Source organism: Streptomyces sp. NBC_00670 (assembly GCF_036226765.1).
Lineage (GTDB): Bacteria > Actinomycetota > Actinomycetes > Streptomycetales > Streptomycetaceae > Streptomyces.
Map to the genome: position 1 here is coordinate 5,295,428 of NZ_CP109017.1, position 20,925 is coordinate 5,316,352.

Annotated in this window: 15 protein-coding genes; 6 read left to right on the forward strand and 9 right to left on the reverse strand. The window is 71.2% G+C overall.

Translation table 11 applies throughout. The annotated features are described in order from the left end of the window. Positions 1–111: 111 nt before the first annotated feature. Both OIE12_RS23650 and cimA read left to right on the forward strand, forming a co-directional pair. A complete protein-coding gene (locus tag OIE12_RS23650; RefSeq protein WP_329138500.1) occupies positions 112–1,200 on the forward strand; it encodes a branched-chain amino acid aminotransferase in 1,089 nt (362 codons plus the stop codon). Between the two features lie 354 nt (positions 1,201–1,554). Continuing rightward, entirely contained in the window at positions 1,555–3,162 is a 1,608-nt protein-coding gene (gene cimA, locus OIE12_RS23655; protein WP_329138502.1) for a citramalate synthase, read from the forward strand. Between the two features lie 129 nt (positions 3,163–3,291). Here the strand turns inward: cimA and OIE12_RS23660 are convergent, their stop codons facing one another. Beyond that, the gene (locus tag OIE12_RS23660; protein WP_329138503.1) at positions 3,292–5,175 is read right to left on the reverse strand and encodes a ricin-type beta-trefoil lectin domain protein; all 1,884 of its coding nucleotides are present in this window, start codon (positions 5,173–5,175) and stop codon (positions 3,292–3,294) included. A gap of 286 nt (positions 5,176–5,461) precedes the next feature. Between OIE12_RS23660 and OIE12_RS23665 the strand changes: the two genes are divergently transcribed. Both OIE12_RS23665 and OIE12_RS23670 read left to right on the forward strand, forming a co-directional pair. Next, complete coding sequence (locus OIE12_RS23665; RefSeq protein ID WP_329138505.1) at positions 5,462–8,491, forward strand: glycoside hydrolase family 3 protein; 3,030 nt, start codon at positions 5,462–5,464, stop codon at positions 8,489–8,491. Between the two features lie 375 nt (positions 8,492–8,866). After that, positions 8,867–10,267: a hypothetical protein gene (locus tag OIE12_RS23670; RefSeq protein WP_329138507.1), complete on the forward strand. Its 1,401-nt coding sequence runs from the start codon at positions 8,867–8,869 to the stop codon at positions 10,265–10,267. 560 nt (positions 10,268–10,827) lie between these two features. On the opposite strand, the gene OIE12_RS23675 is transcribed toward OIE12_RS23670, so the two are convergent. Further along, the gene (locus OIE12_RS23675; RefSeq protein WP_329138509.1) at positions 10,828–11,436 is read right to left on the reverse strand and encodes a YceI family protein; all 609 of its coding nucleotides are present in this window, start codon (positions 11,434–11,436) and stop codon (positions 10,828–10,830) included. Between the two features lie 405 nt (positions 11,437–11,841). Here OIE12_RS23675 and OIE12_RS23680 point away from each other — a divergent pair, with 405 nt between their 5' ends. Together OIE12_RS23680 and OIE12_RS23685 are read left to right on the forward strand one after the other, a co-directional pair. Continuing rightward, positions 11,842–13,437 (forward strand): acyl-CoA carboxylase subunit beta, encoded by a 1,596-nt coding sequence (locus OIE12_RS23680; protein ID WP_329138510.1) that lies wholly within the window; start codon positions 11,842–11,844, stop codon positions 13,435–13,437. Between the two features lie 35 nt (positions 13,438–13,472). Further along, entirely contained in the window at positions 13,473–13,667 is a 195-nt protein-coding gene (locus tag OIE12_RS23685) for an acyl-CoA carboxylase epsilon subunit (RefSeq protein WP_030383499.1), read from the forward strand. 362 nt (positions 13,668–14,029) lie between these two features. Here OIE12_RS23685 and OIE12_RS23690 read toward each other — a convergent pair whose 3' ends face one another. From OIE12_RS23690 to OIE12_RS23720, 7 genes are all read right to left on the reverse strand, one after another. Then, positions 14,030–14,611, reverse strand: coding sequence for a GTP-binding protein (locus OIE12_RS23690; protein ID WP_329138513.1), 582 nt, complete (start codon positions 14,609–14,611; stop codon positions 14,030–14,032). After that, positions 14,592–15,161: a DUF742 domain-containing protein gene (locus OIE12_RS23695; protein WP_329138515.1), complete on the reverse strand. Its 570-nt coding sequence runs from the start codon at positions 15,159–15,161 to the stop codon at positions 14,592–14,594. Before OIE12_RS23695 ends, OIE12_RS23690 begins: the two co-directional genes overlap by 20 nt. 97 nt (positions 15,162–15,258) lie before the next feature. Beyond that, positions 15,259–15,672 (reverse strand): roadblock/LC7 domain-containing protein, encoded by a 414-nt coding sequence (locus OIE12_RS23700; protein ID WP_004983065.1) that lies wholly within the window; start codon positions 15,670–15,672, stop codon positions 15,259–15,261. Positions 15,673–15,682: 10 nt separating this feature from the next. Then, entirely contained in the window at positions 15,683–19,030 is a 3,348-nt protein-coding gene (locus OIE12_RS23705) for a sensor histidine kinase (RefSeq protein WP_329138517.1), read from the reverse strand. A gap of 412 nt (positions 19,031–19,442) precedes the next feature. Next, entirely contained in the window at positions 19,443–20,018 is a 576-nt protein-coding gene (locus OIE12_RS23710; RefSeq protein WP_006139629.1) for a GTP-binding protein, read from the reverse strand. After that, positions 19,999–20,397: a DUF742 domain-containing protein gene (locus OIE12_RS23715; RefSeq protein WP_030382515.1), complete on the reverse strand. Its 399-nt coding sequence runs from the start codon at positions 20,395–20,397 to the stop codon at positions 19,999–20,001. Before OIE12_RS23715 ends, OIE12_RS23710 begins: the two co-directional genes overlap by 20 nt. 110 nt (positions 20,398–20,507) lie before the next feature. Next, the gene (locus tag OIE12_RS23720; protein WP_030382516.1) at positions 20,508–20,921 is read right to left on the reverse strand and encodes a roadblock/LC7 domain-containing protein; all 414 of its coding nucleotides are present in this window, start codon (positions 20,919–20,921) and stop codon (positions 20,508–20,510) included. Positions 20,922–20,925 lie beyond the last annotated feature (4 nt).

Consider the following 20,925-nt stretch of genomic DNA (forward strand, 5'->3'; position numbering starts at 1 on the left):
CGAACGCGGAGCCGCGGCATGAGGGAATGCTCGGACGTCCTACCAACCGTGACGAGCGGTACGGACGTGAGCGCGGCCCGTCACACACGACCGGTGAAGGACAGACCACTCATGACGACGCCCACGATCGAGCTCAAGCCCTCCGCCCACCCGCTCTCCGCCGCCGAGCGGGAGGCGGCCATGGCCAACCCCGGGTTCGGCCGCCACTTCACCGACCACATGGTGACCATCCGGTGGACCGAGGGCCGCGGCTGGCACGACGCCCAGCTCGTCCCCTACGGGCCGATCTCCCTCGACCCCTCCAGCCATGTGCTCCACTACGGCCAGGAGATCTTCGAGGGGCTCAAGGCCTACCGGCAGCCCGACGGCTCCGTCGCGCTCTTCCGCCCCGAGGCCAACGCCCGCCGCTTCCGCACCTCCGCCCGCCGCATGGCCATGGCCGAGCTGCCCGAGGAGCTGTTCCTCGCCGCCCTGGACGCGCTGCTCTCCCAGGACTCCGCCTGGGTCCCGCCGCACGGCGGGGAGGAGTCGCTCTACCTGCGGCCGTTCATGTTCGCCTCCGAGACCGGACTCGGCGTCCACCCGGCCAACGAGTACCTGTTCATGCTGATCGCCTCGCCGTCCGGCGCCTACTTCGCCGGCGGCGTCAAGCCGGTCACCATCTGGGTCTCCGAGGACCACGTCCGCGCCGTTCCCGGCGGCACCGGCGACGCCAAGACCGGCGGCAACTACGCCGCCTCCCTGCTGCCCCAGGCCGAGGCCGCCGCGCACGGCTGCGACCAGGTCGTCTACCTCGACGCGGTGACCCGCACCAAGGTCGAGGAGTCCGGCAGCATGAACATCGCGTTCGTCTACGGCGACCGCATCGTCACCCCCGCGCTGACCGGCTCCATCCTGGAGGGCATCACCCGCGACTCCCTCCTCACCGTCGCCCGGGACCTCGGCTACACCGCCGAGGAGGGCGTGATCACCCTGGAGCAGTGGCGCGCGGACGCCGCCTCCGGCGCCCTCACCGAGGTCTTCGCCTGCGGCACCGCCGCCGTCGTCACCCCGATCGGCACCGTCCGCACCAAGGGCGGCGAGTGGACCCACGGCGACGGCACCCCCGGCACCGTCACCGCCCGGCTCCGCGAGGCCCTGCTCAGCCTCCAGCGCGGCGTCAGCGAGGACACCCACGGCTGGATGCGCCGCATCGGCTGACCCGGCCGTCTCCCGACGGATCCCGCCGCCCCACCGGCGGGATCCGGCCACGCCCACGCCCGCATCCTGAGACGGCGGTGGGTTACGGGTGCGCGCTGTGCCAAAATGCCCCCGTGCTCTCGTTCGCCATGATTATTGGCAGCAGGCGCGCCGGTCCGCAGTGACCGCCTCGTACGACCAGGTACGGGCGGACACCGTCGTCCTCGACCCGCGCGCAGACCTCTCGCACCCGCGAGGGGTTTTTCGTTTTTCCCGGCCCACCGCATGCCGGGGAGAGAGCGCGAGGGACCATGGGGGGCGGCGGAGCCGGTCATTCCGGAACAGACCGAGATCCAGTACAGGAGCCTTGACACCATGACGACGGAACCCAGCGAACTCGACGACTCCTTCCACGTCTTCGACACCACCCTGCGCGACGGCGCGCAGCGCGAGGGCATCAACCTCACCGTCGCGGACAAGCTGGCCATCGCACGGCACCTGGACGACTTCGGCGTCGGCTTCATCGAGGGCGGCTGGCCCGGCGCCAACCCCCGGGACACCGAGTTCTTCGCCCGCGCCCGGCAGGAGATCGACTTCCGGCACGCCCGGCTCGTCGCCTTCGGCGCCACCCGCAGGGCCGGCACCAAGGCCGCCGAGGACCCGCAGGTCAAGGCGCTGCTGGACTCCGGCGCCGAGGTCATCACGCTGGTCGCCAAGTCCCACGACCGGCACGTCGAACTCGCCCTGCGCACCACCCTGGACGAGAACCTCGCCATGGTGAGCGACACCGTCTCCTTCCTGCGCTCCCAGGGCCGCCGCGTCTTCGTCGACTGCGAGCACTTCTTCGACGGCTACCGCGCCAACCCCGAGTACGCCAAGGCCGTCGTACGGGCCGCCGCCGAGGCCGGCGCCGACGTCGTCATCCTGTGCGACACCAACGGCGGCATGCTGCCCGCGCAGATCCAGGCCGTGGTCGCCACCGTCCTCGCCGACACCGGGGCCCGCCTCGGCATCCACGCCCAGGACGACACCGGGTGCGCGGTCGCCAACACCCTCGCGGCCGTCGACGCGGGCGCCACCCACGTACAGTGCACGGCCAACGGCTACGGCGAGCGCGTCGGCAACGCCAACCTGTTCCCCGTCGTCGCCGCGCTGGAACTGAAGTACGGCAAGAAGGTCCTGCCCGACGGCAAGCTGCGCGAGACCACCCGGATCTCCCACGCCATCGCCGAGGTCGTCAACCTCACGCCCTCCACGCACCAGCCCTACGTCGGTGTCTCCGCCTTCGCCCACAAGGCCGGACTGCACGCCTCCGCGATCAAGGTCGACCCGGATCTGTACCAGCACATCGACCCCGAACTGGTCGGCAACACCATGCGGATGCTGGTCTCCGACATGGCCGGCCGCGCCTCGATCGAGCTCAAGGGCAAGGAGCTCGGCATCGACCTCGGCGGCGACCGCGAGCTGGTCGGCCGCGTCGTCGAGCGGGTCAAGGAGCGCGAGCTCAAGGGCTACACGTACGAGGCCGCCGACGCCTCCTTCGAACTGCTGCTGCGCGAGGAGGTGGCCGGCAAGCCGCTGACGTACTTCCGCACGGAGTCCTGGCGGGCCATCGTCGAGGACCGCCCCGACGGCACCCACGCCAACGAGGCGACGGTCAAGCTGTGGGCCAAGAGCGAGCGCATCGTCGCCACGGCGGAGGGCAACGGCCCGGTCAACGCGCTGGACCGCGCCCTGCGGGTCGCCCTGGAACGCTTCTACCCCCAGCTCGCCGCGCTGGAGCTGGTCGACTACAAGGTCCGCATCCTGGAGGGCAAGCACGGCACCAGCTCCACGACCCGCGTGCTGATCTCCACGTCCGACGGCACGGGCGAGTGGTCGACGGTCGGCGTGGCCGACAACGTCATCGCCGCGTCCTGGCAGGCCCTGGAGGACGCGTACGCCTACGGCCTGCTCCGGGCAGGCGTCACCCCGGCGGAGTAGGGGAGGCCCCCTTCCCACCCCCGGGCGAGCGCGACAGAGCCCGGGGGCCGGGGGACGTACGGCGGGCGCGGGTGCGTCGTGGCCGGCGGCGCAGTTCCCCGCGCCTTTGAAAGACGGGGGCGAGGAGAACTACCCCCGCAAGCCCCACTTCTGGTTGGCCGCCCCCGTGCAGGACCAGATCTGTGCCCGCGCCCCGTTCGCCGACGAGTTGTCCGTGACGTCGAGACACTTGTCCGCCGCCACGTTCACCACGTCACCCGTCGCCGCGTTGTACGACCACCCCTGCGCCCCCGTCCCGTTGCACCCGTACAACTGCACCTTCGCCCCGTCACCCGTCGCCCCCGAGACCACGTCCAGACACTTCCCCAGCGCCCGCACCGTCCCGTCCGCCCCCACCGTCCACCGCTGCGCCGCGGACCCGTTGCAGTCGTACAGCTGCACCGCCGTCCCGTCGGCGGACGAACCCCCCGCCACGTCCAGGCACTTGCCCGCGAGCCCCACGAACGCCCCCGAGAGGTCCCCGCCGCCCGCCTGCGTCCCGGACCACGTGAACGTCGCCGACGTCCGCCCCGGCAGGGAGTAAGTGGCGTGCTGCGAGCCCCAGTTGATCGTCACCGTCTTCGCGGCCGCTCCGTCGTTGTAGGCGAGCAGCGCCTTGGAGCCGTCCGTGTTCCGCCACGCCACGTTGGGCACGGTCAAGGACGCCGTCGAGGCGATCCGCTGGGCGCCGGGCCGTACGAACTTCGTCAGGTGCCCCATGTCGTAGTACTCGACGGTGTAGTCGACCTGCCCCGAGCGCGCGTCCCCGTCGTGCACGGTGATCAGCCCCGTACAGGTCCCGCAGCCCCCGTTGTGCGGCCCCATGTCCTGGTCCACCGCCAGCGACCACTTGGTCACCGACTTCGCCCAGTTGCGGGTGTAGTCCACGATGTTGTGCATGTCCTCGCGCTGCTGGTTGGCGATCCAGGTGCCGCCGGAGTGCTCGGTGCCGAAGGCGTCCAGCGAGGGGTACTGGTTGTGGACGGACGTCTGCTTGCCGACGTCGCCGCCGTACCCGTGCCAGGCGATCCCGCCGAAGTTGGGGTGGGAGCGGACCGCCGCGTCGTCCACCGTCTGGGCGGCGTACCCGTCGTAGACGTCCCAGTTCCAGTCGTGCGCGAGCACCTTCGTCGGCAGCTGGGCCGCCGCCAGCTTCGGCAGCAGCTCGCTCTTGGTGAAGTACGCCAGCCCGGAGGCGTTCCAGCTCATCGACGGATAGCCGGAGCAGCACGTCGGCTCGTTCTGCGCCGTCACGTACCGCACGGGCACGCCCTGGTCCTGGTACGCCTGGAGGTACTTCACGAAGTACGAGGCGTAGGCCCCGTAGTCCTCCGCCTTCAGCCAGCCCCCGTTGAGCTGTCCGCTGTCCTTCATCCAGGCGGGCGCGGTCCACGGCGAGGCCATCACGGTGAGCGCCGGATTGAGCCCCAGCGCCTGCCGGGTCAGCGGCACCACGTCGGCGAGGTCATGGGCGATCGAGAACTCGGACAGGTCCGGGTCGCTCTGCCCGGCCGGCACGTCGTCGTACGTGTAGCCGAACCGCGCCAGGTCCGAGGCGCCCATCGGGTTGCGCAGGAAGGACAGCCCGATCCCGTCCGTCGGCGAGAACAGCTTCCGCATGGTCGCGTCCCGGGCGGCCTGGCTCAGCGCCCCGCTGCTGTTCATCAGCCAGGCCGCGGTGTCGGTGAACGAGGCGCCGCCGCCGGTGAAGGTCTGGTAGCGGGTGTTCTCGTCGACGGTGATGTTCTCCCCACCGCCGCCGGTGCCGGACTGGAAGGCGAACGGCGTCTGCGGCTCCAGGCCCCGTACGACGTGCCGTCCGCCGTCGTCGTCCGTCGTGGTCAGCCAGGCCGTCACCGACTCGCCCGCCGCGTGCGCGGGCGGGGCCGCGGCGGTCAGCGAGGCGGTGGTCAGTCCGGCGGTGGTGAGCAGTCCGGCCAGTAGCAGCCGGGCCGCGCGCAGGGGTCTCCGCATGGTCGCCGCCCTTCGGGGAGTGGGGGAAGAAGGCGTGCGAGCCGTGAGTAAATGACGACGGAGGGCCCACGTCAAGGGGTCACGCGTTCACCACTTGAACCGACAACTCGCCCGCCCCGGCCATGAGATGACTGTGCACCAGTTGTGGCCCGCCATCTTGACGCCCTTCCGGTACGCCAGTTAACTCACGCCGTGATCTAAGTCTTGAGAGCACACGAGGGACCCCAGGGCTCACGGGAGGACCCGGGAGCCGCGCGGCCCTTACGAGAGCCAAGGGGAAGGTCCATTGCGAAGAACCGCCCTGCTCGCCTCCGCGACCCTGCTCACCGCCCTCCTCCCACTCGGCGCCGCCGGAACGGCCTCCGGCGCCGACGACCCCGCCCCCGTCCCCGTCGACCGCTTCGAGGGCGAGGTCCCCTTCGCCGCCCAGCCGGCCGAGGGAATCTTCACCTGGGGCGGCGACAGCGACGACCCGCCCACCCTCGCGCTGACCGCCCGCGAGGACGCGCCCGAGGGCGACAAGGTCCTCACCGGCGGCTACGACATCTCCGGCTACGGCGGCTTCACCCACGACTTCGCGGCCGACCGGCCCGCCCACGACTGGTCGGCCCACAAGGGGATCCGCCTGTGGTGGGAGGGCCGGAACACCGGCAAGAAGATCCCGTTCGAGATCAAGGACGGCGGCGCGAACGGCGAGGCCTCCGAACTCTGGACGACCTCCTTCACCGACGACTTCACCGGCTGGAAACAGATCGAACTGCCGTTCACCGACTTCACCTATCGAACGGACTACCAGCCCGTCGGCGGCATCGACCAGGTCCTCGACCTCACCGCGATGTGGGGCTACGCCCTCACCCTCCCTGTCGGTCTCAAGGGCGACTTCGCCATGGACGACGTCGAGCTGTACGGGAAGGCCGACCAGTCGCTGCGCGCCTGGGTCACCACCGACGCCGCCGTGTACCCGGTGAAGGAGGGCCGCACGGCCGACGTGCGGATCACGGTCGCCACCACCGGCTCCGCGCCCCTCGACGAGCCCGTGACCGTCGGATACACCACGGACCCCACCGGCACCGCGACCGCAGGCAAGGACTACGCCCCGGCCACCGGAGAGCTCACCTTCCCGGCCGGCACCGCCTCGGGCACGGCCCGCACCGTCCACGTCCGCACCCTGAAGGACCGCTCCGCCGAGTCGGCGGAAACGATCCCCCTCAAGCTCACAGTCACCGGCGCCAAACCGCCCACGGACACTCCGCAGGTGGTGGTGGACGCCCATGGCCTCCCGTACCTCGACACCCATCTGCCGATCAAGAAGCGCGTCGCCGACCTCGTCTCCCGCATGTCCCTGGCGGAGAAGGCCGGCCAGATGACCCAGGCCGAGCGCGGCGCGATGACCGCCCCCGGCGACATCGCCACCTACGCGCTTGGCTCCCTGCTCTCCGGCGGCGGCTCCACCCCCACGCCCAACACCCCCGCGGCATGGGCGAAGATGATCGACGGCTTCCAGCTCCGCGCCCAGGCCACCCGCTTCCAGATCCCGCTCATCTACGGCGTCGACGCGGTCCACGGCCACAACAACCTCACCGGCGCGACGATCATGCCGCACAACATCGGGCTCGGCGCCACCCGCGACCCCGCGCTCGCGGAGCGGACCGCCGACGTGACGGCCGCCGAGGTCCGCGCCACCGGCGTCCCCTGGGACTTCGCCCCCTGCCTCTGCGTCACCCGCGACGAACGCTGGGGCCGCTCGTACGAGTCCTTCGGCGAGGACCCCGCCCTGGTGAAGTCCATGGAGACGGTGATCCAGGGCCTCCAGGGCCGCGCCGACGGCCGTGACCTGGACCGCGACGACAAGGTGCTGGCCACCGCCAAGCACTTCGTCGGCGACGGCGGCACCGCCTACGGCTCCTCCACCACCGGCACGTACACCATCGACCAGGGTGTCACCACGGTCACCCGCTCCGAGCTGGAGGCGGTCCACCTCTCGCCGTACGAGACGGCCGTCGACCGGGGCATCGGCACGGTCATGCCGTCGTACTCCTCGCTCGACGTCGTCGGCGACGGCCAGGGCCCGGTGAAGATGCACGCCCGCGCCGACATGCTCACCGGCGTGCTCAAGGGCCGGATGGGCTTCGACGGCTTCGTCATCAGCGACTGGAACGGCATCGACCAGCTCCCCGGCGACAACGCGGCCCACGTCCGCGCCTCCGTCAACGCGGGGGTGGACATGGCGATGGTCCCGTACACCTACAAGGAGTTCACGGGCACGCTCGTCGACGAGGTGAAGGCCGGCCGCGTCACCCAGCGCCGCATCGACGACGCGGTGTCCCGCATCCTCACCCAGAAGTTCAGACTGGGCCTCTTCGAGCACCCCTACGCCGACACGAGCGGAGCCTCCCGCATCGGCTCCGCCGCCCACCGCGCGGTGGCCCGCCAGGCGGCGGCGGAGTCCCAGGTGCTGCTGAAGAACGCGCACGACGTCCTGCCCCTGTCCCGGCACCAGAAGGTGTACGTGGCCGGCTCCAACGCCGACGACCTCGGCAACCAGACCGGCGGCTGGACCATCACCTGGCAGGGCTCCTCCGGCGACATCACCAAGGGCACGACGGTCCTCGACGGCATGCGCGACGCCGGCGGGCACGTCACGTACTCCAAGGACGCGTCGGCGTCCCTGTCCGGGTACGACGTCGGGGTGGTCGTCGTCGGCGAGACCCCGTACGCCGAGGGCGTGGGCGACGTCGGCAACGGCAACGACCTGGAGCTGACGGCGGCCGACACGGCGGCGGTGCACAAGGTGTGCGCGGCGATGAAGTGCGTCGTGCTGGTCGTCTCCGGGCGCCCGCAGCTCGTCGGGGACATCCTCGGGGAGACCGACGCGCTGGTGGCCTCCTGGCTGCCGGGGACGGAGGGCGACGGGGTGGCCGACGTCCTGTACGGACGCCGGCCGTTCACCGGGCAGCTGCCCGTGACATGGCCGAAGTCCGAGGCGCACTTGCCGATCAACGTCGGTGACGCGGCGTACGACCCGCAGTTCCCGTACGGGTGGGGGCTGACCACGCGGACGAAGGTGTCGCGGGGTGGGCTCGGCACCCTGCGGGCGCTCGCGGCCGCGGCGAAGGCCGCCGACCGGAGGGGTTCCGACCGGCTGGGCCGGGAGGCGGTGACCGCGGCCCGCCTCCTCGTGCAGCAGCGGATCGGGGCGCGGATGGACGAGGCGGTGGCGAAGCCGTTCGCCGCGGCGGATCATGCGGTGCTTCGTGGGCGGTACGGGGAGGCGGTGAGCGAGCTCACGCGGGCGTACGGGGCGGTGGGCCGGTAGGCCCGGCCCCTCCGGGTGCCTGAGAGCTCGGGTGGGTGGGGTTCGTGGCGGGTGCGGGTGCGTCGTGGCTGGTCGCGCAGTTCCCCGCGCCCCTGAGGACGGGGCGCTGGTCGCGCCCCCTCCGCCCGCCACGAGGCCCCCCACCACGTACTGCCCGCAGGCGCCGTGCGACCGGAGTGGGGCGTGGGGGTGCGTCGCAGTCCGTCGCGTAGCTCGTCGCGGCAGACGCGCACCTGTCCCGGGATAGGGCCGTATGTCAGCCCGGCGACGGACTCGACGCACCCCCACGCCCCCGACCCCACAACGCAACCCCACGCGCACCCGTCGCCCAGAAACCGTACGTACGTTTCGCGTCGTTCCGGGTACCCCGCCCTCATGACCTCCCCACCGGCCCGAGCCCCTCGGGCCCACCCCGTGGCCCTGCTCGCGGCCGTCCTGGCAGTGCTCTTCACCGCCGGCTTCGCGCCCCGCGCCCACGCCGCCACCGACGTGTCCACCATCGCCGCGGCCCTGCGCAAGAGCCCCGTCTACGTGGACCCCGCCGCCTCCGACCAGATCTCCGCGGCGGACGCCCACAACCTCGCCAACCGAATCGAGGACGCGGACAAGCCCGTCTTCATTGCCGTGCTGCCCGCCGACTTCCCCACCCGGAACCTGTTCACCAACCTGCGCACGGCGACCGGCATCACCGGCCTGTACGGCGTCCGGCTCGGCGACCGCTTCGACGCCCGCGCCGACTCCTCCGTGCTGCCGAACACCGCCGTGCGGAACCTGGTCACCAGCGTGCAGGGCGAGGACGCGAAGGCCCAGCTCACCGACTTCACCGACCGCGCCCTGGCGAACGTCGGCGGCCACGCCCCGTCGAGCTGGAGCGGTGGGGGAGGCGACGGCGACGCCGGCGGCGCGTCGTCGACCGCGTTGATCGCCCTCGGTGCGGTGGTCGTCGTCGCGGGCGCGGGCGCCTACGCGCTCACCCGCCGCAACCGGCGCCGGCGCGAGAACGAGCAGCGCGCCGCGCTGGAGCGGCTGCGGGTGGTCGTGGACGAGGACATCACCGCGTTCGGCGAGGAACTCGACCGGCTGGACTTCCGGCCGGGCGAACGGGGCGCGGACGACGCGATGCGCGCCGACTACGGGCGCGCGCTGGACGCGTACGAGCAGGCGAAGTCGGCGATGGCGGGCGCGCGGCGCCCGGAGGACGTGCGGGGGGTGACCGAGGCGCTGGAGGACGGCCGGTTCTCGCTCGCGCGGCTGGCCGCGCGGCGGGAGGGGCGGCCGTTGCCGGAGCGGCGTCCGCCGTGCTTCTTCGACCCGCGGCACGGGCCGTCGGTCGACGACGTGGAGTGGGTGCCGGCGGGGGGCGCGCCGCGCCGGGTGCCGGTGTGCGCGGCGGACCGGGCGCGGTTGGCGGACGGGCGGGAGCCGATGGTGCGGGAGGTGGAGACGGACTGGGGGCGCCGCCCGTACTGGGACGCGGGTCCGGCGTACGGGCCGTGGGCGGGCGGCTACTTCGGCGGAGGGCTGCTGCCGGGGCTGCTGGTCGGCACGATGCTGGGCGGCCTGATGGCGGGGCCGGGGTACGGCGCGTACTACGGCGGCGGCTATGGCTACGGCTACGGAGACGCCGGTTACGGGGGTGGCTTCGGCGGCGGCTACGAGGGCGGCGACGTCTCGGGCTCCGACTTCGACCCGGGCGACTTCGGTGGCGGCTTCGGGGGTGGTGGCGGCGACTTCGGCGGGGGCGGTGACTTCGGAGGGGGAGGCGGCGACTTCTGACCGTGCGCGTGGGGTTGCGTTGTGGGGTCGGGGGCGTGGGGGTGCGTCGAGTCCGTCGCCGGGCTGACATACGGCCGTATCCCGGGACGGGTGCGCGTCTGCTGCGACGAGCTACGCGACGGACTGCGACGCACCCCCACGCCCCACTCCGGTCGTACGGCGCCTGCGGGCAGTACGTGGTGGGGGGGGTACGGGTCCTGTCTCGGGGGGTGCGTCCAGCGCCCCGTGAGGGGCGCGGGGCTGTGTCTTTTGCGCGGCTGCGCCGCGGGGGCGCGATCAGCGCCCTTGTTTTAGGGGCGCGGGGAACTGCGCGACCAGCCACGACGGACCCGCACCCGCCGATGAACCCCACCCACCCGAGCTCTCAGGCGCCCTTCCCACCCACCCCGAACTCCCCTCCCCCCGGGGTCGAAGGGGCGGAGCCCCTGGGGGACGGGAAGGGTAGGGGCGGCGGGGGCGAGGAAAAGGGCCTGGGCGGCCCGACGCCCGCCCTCCCCGGAACGGGGAGTGGAGGGCGGGCGTTCAAGGACGGCCGGGGGCGCGAGCGCCCCCGCTCACGCTCAGGCCTGCTTGATCGCCGAGATGTCGAACAAGAGCTTGATCTTGTCGGACACCAGCACCCCACCCGCCTCGAGCGCCGCGTTGTACGTCAACCCCCACTCCGACCGCAGAATCTCCGCCCGCCCCTCGAACCCGACCCGCTCGTTCCCGAACGGATCCGTCGCCGACCCGTTGAACTCGAGGTCGATCGTCACCGGCCGGGTGACGCCCACGATGGTCAGGTCCCCCGTGATCCGGTAGTCGTCCCCGCCCACCGCCTCCGCCGCCGTCGAACGGAACGTCATCGTCGGGAACTCCTCCGTCTTGAAGAAGTCACCGCTGCGCAGGTGCCCGTCCCGGTCGGCGGACCCCGTGTCGATGCTGGCCATCGTCACATCGATCGTGGCCGTCGACTTCGCCGGATCGCTCCCGTCGAGGTGCAACGAGCCCTCGAACTCCTTGAAGCTGCCCTTGACGTTGGTCACCATCGCGTGCCGCGCCGTGAAGGCGAGGGACGAGTGGGCGGGGTCGATGGTGTAGTCGCCGGTGAGCGCGGCGAGGTCCGGGCCGGCCGCCGCGGTGCCCGCGGCAGAGGTGGTCTCGTCGTTGCCGCGGCCGAAGATACCCATGGCGCACTCCTCAATTGGTTGAAGATTTAACAACTCCGTACTTGTACGGTAGACCCATTCTGTTCAAGGTTCAACATCGTCGGGGCCGTTTCGGCGAAGTCGCCCCGGACTCCGTACGATCGGTCCGCCGAGAGCGCCCCGGTGTCGACCGCCGGGCGTCGGCCGGCCCCTCCCGTGCCCCCGGTCGGGCGTCGCCCGTCACTCCGGTGCGGGCATGCGGGCGGACCGAATGTGAGCACGCTCTCCCTGTCGTCCTTTGTGCGCCCCCTACAACGCCGAACCCCTCTGAGCAGTCGAAACGGCTGCATCCCGGTAGGGTTCTGTTCAGTCGCACCAGGAAAACGCCCCGGAGACTGTACGGAGTCGACGGCTCGCTTTCGCCGGTCGGCTTCGTAAGGTCACTACATGACCGTTTTGGAAGAGACGACGGGCGAACCCACCGGCGAACCTGCGGATGCCCGCGGCCGGGTCGCCGAGCTGCACGAGATCCGTGCGCAGGCGCTGGCGGGCCCCGGTGAGAAGGCGACCGAGGCGCAGCACGCCAAGGGCAAGCTGACCGCCCGGGAGCGGATCGAGCTGCTGGTGGACCCCGGTTCCTTCCAGGAGGTCGAGCAGTTGCGGCGGCACCGGGCGACGGGGTTCGGCCTGGAGGCCAAGAAGCCGTACACCGACGGTGTCATCACCGGCTGGGGCACGGTGGAGGGCCGTACGGTCTTCGTCTACGCCCACGACTTCCGGATCTTCGGCGGTGCGCTGGGCGAGGCCCACGCCACGAAGATCCACAAGATCATGGACATGGCCATCGCGGCCGGTGCCCCGCTGGTGTCGCTGAACGACGGCGCCGGCGCCCGTATCCAGGAGGGTGTCTCCGCCCTCGCCGGCTACGGCGGCATCTTCCAGCGCAACACCAAAGCCTCCGGTGTCATCCCGCAGATCAGCGTGATGCTCGGCCCCTGCGCGGGCGGCGCGGCCTACAGCCCGGCGCTCACGGACTTCGTGTTCATGGTCCGCGACACCTCGCAGATGTTCATCACCGGGCCCGACGTGGTCAAGGCCGTCACCGGTGAGGAGATCACCCAGAACGGCCTGGGCGGTGCCGACGTGCACGCCGAGACCTCCGGGGTGTGCCACTTCGCCTACGACGACGAGGAGACCTGCCTCGCCGAGGTGCGGTACCTCCTCTCCCTCCTCCCGCAGAACAACCGGGAGAACCCGCCGCGCACCGAGTGCTCCGACCCCGCCGACCGCCGCTCCGAGACCCTGCTCGACCTGGTCCCGGCCGACGGCAACCGGCCCTACGACATGACCAAGGTCATCGAGGAGCTCGTCGACGACGGCGAGTACCTGGAGGTCCACGAGCGCTGGGCGCGCAACATCCTGTGCGCGCTGGCCCGGCTCGACGGCCAGGTCGTCGGCATCATCGCCAACCAGCCCCAGGTCCTGGCCGGCGTGCTGGACATCGAGGCGAGCGAGAAGGCCGCGCGCTTCGTGCAGATGTGCGACGCCTTCAACATCCCGATCATGACCCTCCTGGACGTGCCCGGCTTCCTGCCCGGCGTCGACCAGGAGCACGGCGGCATCATCCGGCACGGGGCCAAACTGCTGTACGCCTACTGCAACGCCACCGTGCCCCGGATCTCGCTGATCCTGCGCAAGGCCTACGGCGGCGCGTACATCGTCATGGACAGCCAGTCCATCGGCGCGGACCTCACCTACGCCTGGCCCACCAACGAGATCGCGGTGATGGGCGCGGAGGGGGCGGCCAACGTCATCTTCCGGCGGCAGATCGCCGGGGCCGAGGACCCCGAGGCCATGCGGGCGCGCATGGTCAAGGAGTACAAGTCCGAGCTGATGCACCCCTACTACGCGGCCGAACGCGGACTGGTCGACGACGTCATCGACCCCACCGAGACGCGTGAAGTGCTCATCAAGTCGCTGGCGATGCTGCAGACCAAGCACGCCGATCTGCCCTCCCGCAAGCACGGCAACCCGCCGCAGTAACGCTGCGGACACCTTCCTCACGGAGACTGAAGACCATGAACGTTCCTGACATCCGCGTCGAGAAGGGGCACGCCGGGCCCGAGGAAGTCGCGGCGATCACGGCGGTGCTGTTGGCCCGGGCGGCGGCCCGGCAGGAGCCGGCGGCTGCCGGGCACCGTGGGCGCGCGCGGGCCGGCTGGCGTCGGCTGGAGCGCGAGAACGGCTTCCGCGCGCCCCACAGCTGGCGCTGACCCCACGCCCAACGAGAAGGGCCCCTCCGCAGCGATGCGGAGGGGCCCTTTTTCGTGGTGCCTGTGGGCGCGCCCTCATTTCCTTCGCCCCCGCCGCCCCTACCCTTCCCATCCCTTACAAGGGGCTCCGCCCCTTGGACCCCGGGAGAGCTTGGGTGGGTGGGGTTTCGTCGGGGGGTGCGGGTGGGTGGGGACTTCTCGCGCAGTTCCCCGCGCCCCTCAAAAGCAGGGGGGCGCCCCCAGCCTTCTGGGGGCGCGGGGAACTGCGCGATCAACCACGACGGGCCCGCAGTCGGCAACCCGCCTCCGGGGGCAGCCCGGAAGCCGTTGCGCCCCCCCGGGGAACCGGTAGCCGCTGTGCGCTACCGGAGCCGCGCCATCAGCGCGTGCTCCACGAGCGTGATGAGCGTCGACTTCGCGTCGGCGCGATGCCTCGCGTCCGTCGTGATGATCGGCGCATCGGGGCCGATCTGCAGCGCCTCCCGGACTTCGTCCGGGTTGTACGGCTGCTGGCCGTCGAAGCCGTTGAGGGCGATGACGAACGGCAGGCCGGAGTTCTCGAAGTAGTCGACCGCGGGGAAGCAGTCGGCCAGGCGCCGGGTGTCCACGAGCACCACCGCGCCGATCGCGCCGCGCACCAGGTCGTCCCACATGAACCAGAAGCGGTCCTGGCCGGGCGTGCCGAACAGGTACAGGATCAAATCCTGGTCGAGGGTGATGCGGCCGAAGTCCATGGCCACCGTGGTGGTGGTCTTGTCCCCGGTGTGGGTCAGGTCGTCGATGCCGGCCGACGCGGACGTCATGACGGCCTCTGTGCGCAGCGGGTTGATCTCCGAGACGGCGCCGACGAACGTGGTCTTGCCCACGCCGAAGCCGCCCGCCACCACGATCTTCGCGGACGTGGTGGAGCGGGAAGGCCCTCCGCTAGAGCTTGCGAAGTCCACTGAGCACCCTTTCGAGCAAAGTCACGTCTGGCTGTCCGCCGGCGCTCTCGTCGCCGCCGGGCTGATGAATGGCGACCAGGCCCGCCTCCGCCAAGTCGGCGACGAGGATCCTGGCCACGCCGAGAGGGATCGTCAGGAGGGCCGAGATCTCGGCGACCGACTTGATTTCCCGGCAGAGTTGGCAGATCCGCTGATGCTCGGGCAGCTGGCCCTGCATCTGGTGCGGCTGCGCGGTGGTGTGCACCAGCGCCTCGATGGCGAGCTGGTAGCGGGGCCTGGTGCGGCCGCCCGTCATGGCGTACGGGCGCACCAGGGGGTTCGACGCCCCCGCGGGCGCCGGCTCGGGGGTGCGTCGCTGCGGCTGCACGGGCTGGATGCGGGGTGCCGAGGGCTGGTCGTACGGTGACGGACCGGGACCCTGCGGCGGGTACGGCGAGCCGTGCCGGGGGGTGGAGGGGAAGTCGTACCGGTGCCCCGAACCGTCGCCGTGGCCCTGCTGGGGGCCGTACGACCAGTTCTGCGAAGGCGAACCGCCTGGGGGTGTTGTCACGATCTCTCCTCCTCCGACTGTGCCGGGCACCCAACCCTGTGGAAGCCGCGTCCCGAAACCTTACGGCCCCGGGACGCCAAGACGCACGGTCCGTTTGTCAGTTGAGAAGGCTCCCCTGGAGCTCCGCACGGAGATCGGGTGTCAGCACCGTACCGGCACGGTCCACCAGGAGGGCCATCTCGTACCCGATGAGGCCGATGTCCGCCTCCGGGTGTGCGAGAACCGCGAGGGAGGAGCCGTCGGAGATGGACATGATGAACAGGAATCCCCGCTCCATCTCCACAACCGTCTGATTCACGCTCCCGCCCTCGAAGATGCGGGAGGCACCCGCGGTCAGCGAGGTCAGACCCGACGCGACGGCCGCCAGCTGGTCGGCGCGGTCGCGGGGGAAACCTTCGGACATCGCCAGAAGGAGGCCGTCGGCGGAGACCACCACCGTGTGGGACACCCCCGGGGTGTTGTCCACGAAGTTGGTGATCAACCAGTTCAGGTTCTGTGCCGCCTGGCTCATCGGGCTCACACTAACGCTCCTGGTTGTAGGTGCTGTCAGGACCACTGTGCTCATTCCTTGTGGCCTGGCCGTTCTTGTCACTTCCTGCGCTGCGTCCCCGCTGGACGCCCCGGCGCAGGTTGCTCAGCCTGCCCCGTACGTCCTCGGGGGCGCGGGAGACCTGTGGGCCCCCCTGCTCGGTGGGTTCCGCGGCGCCCTCCATGAGGTTCGCCTTGGGCACCCGGCGCGGCAGCCCGGAGGCGGTCACCCCGCCCGCCTTGGGCTTGCGGAGCTGGGAGGCGTGCTGCCAGCGCTCGTCGTTGGCCGAGCGCCAGTCGCCGCCCGGCTCCACCGGCGCCGCCGGCGATTCGGGTGCCGCCGTCCGCTGTCGCGCCCCGGCGCCGTTCGCACCGCTCGCGGTGGTGCCGCGGCGGGGCAGTCCGGCGTCGGTCAGCTGGTGGCCGGCGGTGGGGGCCGGCCCCGGACGGTCGAAGCCTACGCGGTCGGGCTCGGCCACGTCAGCGGCCTGCGAGGATTCCGTTTCCGGAGCGTAGTCGGAGTGATATCCGCCGGAGAACTCGTCCTGCTTCGGCCAGTTCTCCTGGTAGGCGCCGTTGTCGAGACCCGTACGCGTGTCCGAGGCCGAGGCTCCGGTGGGCGCCTGCGTGTCCTGGGCGGGCTCCGCATACGCCTGCTCCGGGTAGCCGCCGTGCACCGGGAACTCCCCGCCGGGGGCGGGAGCGGTGCCCTGGGCGAAGTACGTCTCGCCGTACGCGGGCTGCTGCGGCTGCTCGTACGCGTCCTGGCGGTCGTAGCCCGGCCGCTGCTGGTCGTAGCCGGTGGCCGGGTCGGCGTAGCCCTGCTCCGCCGCGTAAGCCGCGGGCGTCTCCGGGTAGGTGCCGTTCTGGCCCTCCCGGCCGCCCTGCCCGTTGTCGTAGGCGGACTGCTGCTGGGCCTCGTACTGCGCGGTGAAGTCGTCCGGGTACGGCTGCGCTTGCGCCTGGGCGTGCTCGGGGCTCTCAGCGGCGGGCTCGCCCTGGGTCTGCGCTTCCAGCGCGGCCCGGCGCTCGCCGCGGGCCAGGGAGCGGCCCACCGGGTCCAGGCCGCGGAGGTCGTCGGGGACGTCGGCGTAGCGGCTGTCGTCGAAGCCGAGTTCGGCGGCGGTGCGCAGCTGCGGGCCGTCGAAGTTCTCGCCGGGGAAGGACTGCTCGGGGATGAGCTGGGAGACGGTGAACTCGTCGCCGCCCTGCTGCCCGGTCTCGCCCCCGCCGCCGTGCGTGATCGCGTCCGGCAGCATGACCAGCGAGGTGGTGCCGGCCTGCTCGCCCGAGGGGCGCAGCTGGACCCGGATGCCGTGCCGGTCGGCGAGCCGGCCGACCACGAACAGGCCCATGCGCTGGGAGATCGCCACGTCCACGGTGGGCGGGTTGGCCAGCTTGTGGTTGATGTCGGCGAAGTCCTCGGCGGTCAGACCGATGCCCTTGTCGTGGATCTCGGTCATGATCCGGCCGTCGGGCAGCCGGGTCGCGGTCACCCGGACCTTGGTCTGCGGGGAGGAGAACGTGGTGGCGTTCTCCAGCAGCTCGGCGAGCAGGTGCACGAGGTCGGTCACCGCGCGGCCGTGGATCTCGGCCTCGGGGACGCCGGACAGCTCGATGCGCTCGTACTGCTCCACCTCGGAGGAGGCGGCGCGCAGCACGTCGACCAGCGGGACCGGCTGGTCCCAGCGGCGGCCCGGCTCCTCGCCGGCGAGGACCAGGAGGTTCTCACCGTTGCGCCGCATACGGGTGGCCAGGTGGTCGAGGCGGAAGAGGGCTTCCAGCTGGTCGGGGTCGGCCTCGTTGTTCTCCAGGTCGGTGATCAGGGTCAGCTGGCCCTCGATCAGCGACTGGTTGCGCCGCGAGAGGTTGGTGAAGATCGCGTTGATGTTGCCCCGCAGCAGGGCCTGCTCGGCGGCGAGCCGCACGGCCTCGCGGTGCACCTGGTCGAAGGCGCGGGCGACCTCGCCGATCTCGTCCGTGGTGGTGATCGGGATGGGTGCCACCCGGGTGTCGACCCGGCCGGGGTCGGTCCGCGAGAGCTGGTCGACCAGCATCGGCAGCCGCTGCTCGGCCACGCCGAACGCGGCGTTGCGCAGCCGCCGCATCGAGCGGCTCATCTGCCGGGCCATGAGCCCGGCCAGCAGGAACGCGGCCAGGAGGGCGATGACCACGATGCCGCCGGTGATGAACGCGGACTGCTTGGCATCGTCGGCGATGGCGGAGGCGTCCGACACCGCGTTGTCGGCGAGGTCCGACTCGATCTTGCGGTAGGCGTCGTACTTGAGGGTGTTCACCCCCCACCAGTTCTGCGCGGTGATGCCCTTGGTGGCGAGCTGGGCGCGGACCGCCTCGTCGGTGGAGGGCAGGGTGGCCAGCGCCGAGACCATCTTGGTGGTGTCGGTGGGCGGCGGGACGTAGGTCTCGCCCTGGGCCGCGGCCGCCTCGGCGGCCTTCTTGGCCTGCTCCTGCCCGTCCGCCTTCAGCTGGGACTTGGCGGCGTCCAGCTTGGCGGCGTCCTGCTCGGTGCCGCCGCCGATGTACTCCTCGACGGCGATGTTCTCCAGGTAGGCGTACGAGGAGAGCGCCACCCGCTGCTTGCCCAGGCTGTCCTCGGAGGTGCCCGGCTTGATCAGCAGATGCGTGCCGATGGACCGCTCCAGCGACAGCGCCGCCTTGGTCAGCGAGATGGCGTAGACGGTACGGCCGTAGCTGGTGATGTTGCCGGTGCCGAGGCCGAGCTCGTTGGCGAACTCCATCAGCGGGTGGGCGACCTCGACATAGCCCTCCTCGGTCTGCACGCCGGTGAGCTTGGAGGTGTACGCGGCCTGGCGCAGCGGGACGAGCCCGGTCTCGGACTTGCGGAAGATGGCGAGCCGGCGCTCCAGGCCCGGCTTGTGCGGCATGCCCTTGGCGGCCTGGTCGAAGGCGTCGGCGGCCTTGTCCGTGTTGGCGCGGACCTGGACGACGGTGGAGTCCTTGGCGCCCTTGCCCTGCAACAGGGGTGCGGCGGAGACGTCCCGTTCCTGGTAGAGGGCGTCGGCGTAGGTGAGGGAGGCGCGCACCAGGCGGGCGGTGCTCTCGGCGTCCCGGGCCTCGTTCCAGGTGTCGATCGAGCTCTTCACCTGGAAGCCGCCCATGACCAGGCCGACCCCCACGGGTATGAGGAGGATCGCGTTCAGCCGGGTGGGCACGCGCCAGTTCCGGGGGGAGAGGCGGCCGCCGGACTTGGGCGCAGCCGTCGGTTCCGGTCCGGAAACCTGTGCGGGTGCCGCTCCGCGCGGCGGCGGGGTGAAGTTGCCCCGTGCCGACGGCTCGGGACCGTTCTTGCTTCGCCTCACTCGACCAACAACCTCTCGGCGCCGGCACCCGGTCGTGCCGCGGTGTCTCCAGAGCCCTGTCGATGAACCTGTACGTCGTTCTGTACGTCCTTGACTACTGGGCAGTTCAGGCATTCCAGCACGCGGACCTCCGCTCTTCCAAACATCGGAAAGCAACGATTCCGCGTGATGTAAGCGTCAGATAAATCGGTCAAAAAGAGCGAGCCCCGCCAAAAGACGGGGCTTCCGTGCGCGCAGCGGCACCGAGCGACCGCGACGCGTGTCGACGCAGACCGATTTCTACGTCTAAACGTTATGAACAGCGGGGCCGACCGTGTCAAACACCACAGCCGGCTCCGCCGCGTCTACGCCGACGGCTACGACAACTGCCGTACGGCGTGAATGACTTGTGTGCTGGTTTCCTCCGTACCGGCTACCGCAGCCGGGCCATCAGGGCGTGCTCGACCAGGGTGATCAGGGTCGACTTGGCGTCCGCCCGGTGCCGGGCGTCCGTGGTGATGATCGGCGCGTCGGGCCCAATCTGCAGGGCCTCGCGCACCTCTTCGGGGTTGTACGGCTGCTGGCCGTCGAAGCCGTTGAGGGCGATGACGAACGGCAGGCCGGAGTTCTCGAAGTAGTCGACCGCGGGGAAGCAGTCGGCCAGGCGCCGGGTGTCCACGAGCACCACCGCGCCGATCGCGCCGCGCACCAGGTCGTCCCACATGAACCAGAAGCGGTCCTGGCCGGGCGTGCCGAACAGGTACAGGATCAGGTCCTGGTCGAGCGTGATACGTCCGAAGTCCATGGCCACCGTCGTGGTGGTCTTGTCCCCGGTGTGGGTCAGGTCGTCGATCCCCGCCGACGCGGAGGTCATCACGGCCTCCGTGCGCAGCGGGTTGATCTCGGAGACGGCGCCGACGAACGTGGTCTTGCCCACGCCGAAGCCGCCCGCCACCACGATCTTGGCGGAGGTCGTCGCGCGACCCCCGTCAGAGCTTGCGAAGTCCACTGAGCACCCTTTCGAGCAGCGTCACGTCCGGAGCGCCACCGGCGTTCTCGTCGCCACCGGGCTGGTGGATGGCGACGAGACCGGCCTCGGCGAGGTCCGCGACAAGAATCCGAGCAACACCCAGCGGCATGGACAGCAGCGCCGAGACCTCCGCGACCGACTTCACCTCACGGCAGAGGTGGCAGATCCGCTGGTGCTCCGGGAGCAGCCCCATGAGCTGCGTCGGGTCGGCCGTCGTGCTGATGAGCGCCTCGATGGCCAGCTGGTAGCGCGGCCGCGTCCGGCCGCCGGTCATCGCGTACGGACGTACCAGCGGCTGGTCGCCCTCGTCCCCGTACGGCTCGGCGTACGGATCATGAGAGGCGGTGGGCGGGGTCATGGATCCTCCGGGCGGGACAGCAGGTCGGTCGGTCGTGCCGTCTGACGGGGCCGGTGGGGGGATTGTGGCGGCCGGACGGTGATTTGGTGAGGTGGGTGGTACCGGGCCGATCAGTGGAGCAGACTGCCTTGGAGTTCGGCGCGCAGGTCCGGTGTGAGCACCGCGCCCGCACGGTCGACCAGCAGCGCCATCTCGTAGCCGACGAGACCGATGTCGCACTCGGGGTGCGCGAGCACGGCCAGGGACGAGCCGTCGGAGATGGACATCAGGAAGAGGAAGCCGCGCTCCATCTCCACGACCGTCTGCGCCACGTTGCCGCCCTCGAAGATCCGGGAGGCCCCGGCCGTCAGCGAGGTGAGGCCGGACGCGACGGCCGCGAGCTGGTCCGCACGGTCCCGCGGGAACCCTTCCGACATCGCCAGAAGGAGTCCGTCGGCGGACACGACGACGGTGTGGGACACCCCGGGGGTGTTGTCCACGAAGTTGGTGATCAACCAGTTGAGGTTCTGTGCCGCCTGGCTCATCGGG

Bases quoted from the DNA above. Each gene is read 5' to 3' on its own strand.
- OIE12_RS23650 (WP_329138500.1), top strand. From the start codon at position 112: ATGACGACGCCCACGATCGAGCTCAAGCCCTCCGCCCACCCGCTCTCC.
- cimA (WP_329138502.1), top strand. From the start codon at position 1,555: ATGACGACGGAACCCAGCGAACTCGACGACTCCTTCCACGTCTTCGAC.
- OIE12_RS23660 (WP_329138503.1), bottom strand. From the start codon at position 5,175: ATGCGGAGACCCCTGCGCGCGGCCCGGCTGCTACTGGCCGGACTGCTC.
- OIE12_RS23670 (WP_329138507.1), top strand. From the start codon at position 8,867: ATGACCTCCCCACCGGCCCGAGCCCCTCGGGCCCACCCCGTGGCCCTG.
- OIE12_RS23675 (WP_329138509.1), bottom strand. From the start codon at position 11,436: ATGGGTATCTTCGGCCGCGGCAACGACGAGACCACCTCTGCCGCGGGC.
- OIE12_RS23680 (WP_329138510.1), top strand. From the start codon at position 11,842: ATGACCGTTTTGGAAGAGACGACGGGCGAACCCACCGGCGAACCTGCG.
- OIE12_RS23685 (WP_030383499.1), top strand. From the start codon at position 13,473: ATGAACGTTCCTGACATCCGCGTCGAGAAGGGGCACGCCGGGCCCGAG.
- OIE12_RS23700 (WP_004983065.1), bottom strand. From the start codon at position 15,672: ATGAGCCAGGCGGCACAGAACCTGAACTGGTTGATCACCAACTTCGTG.
- OIE12_RS23715 (WP_030382515.1), bottom strand. From the start codon at position 20,397: ATGACCCCGCCCACCGCCTCTCATGATCCGTACGCCGAGCCGTACGGG.
- OIE12_RS23720 (WP_030382516.1), bottom strand. From the start codon at position 20,921: ATGAGCCAGGCGGCACAGAACCTCAACTGGTTGATCACCAACTTCGTG.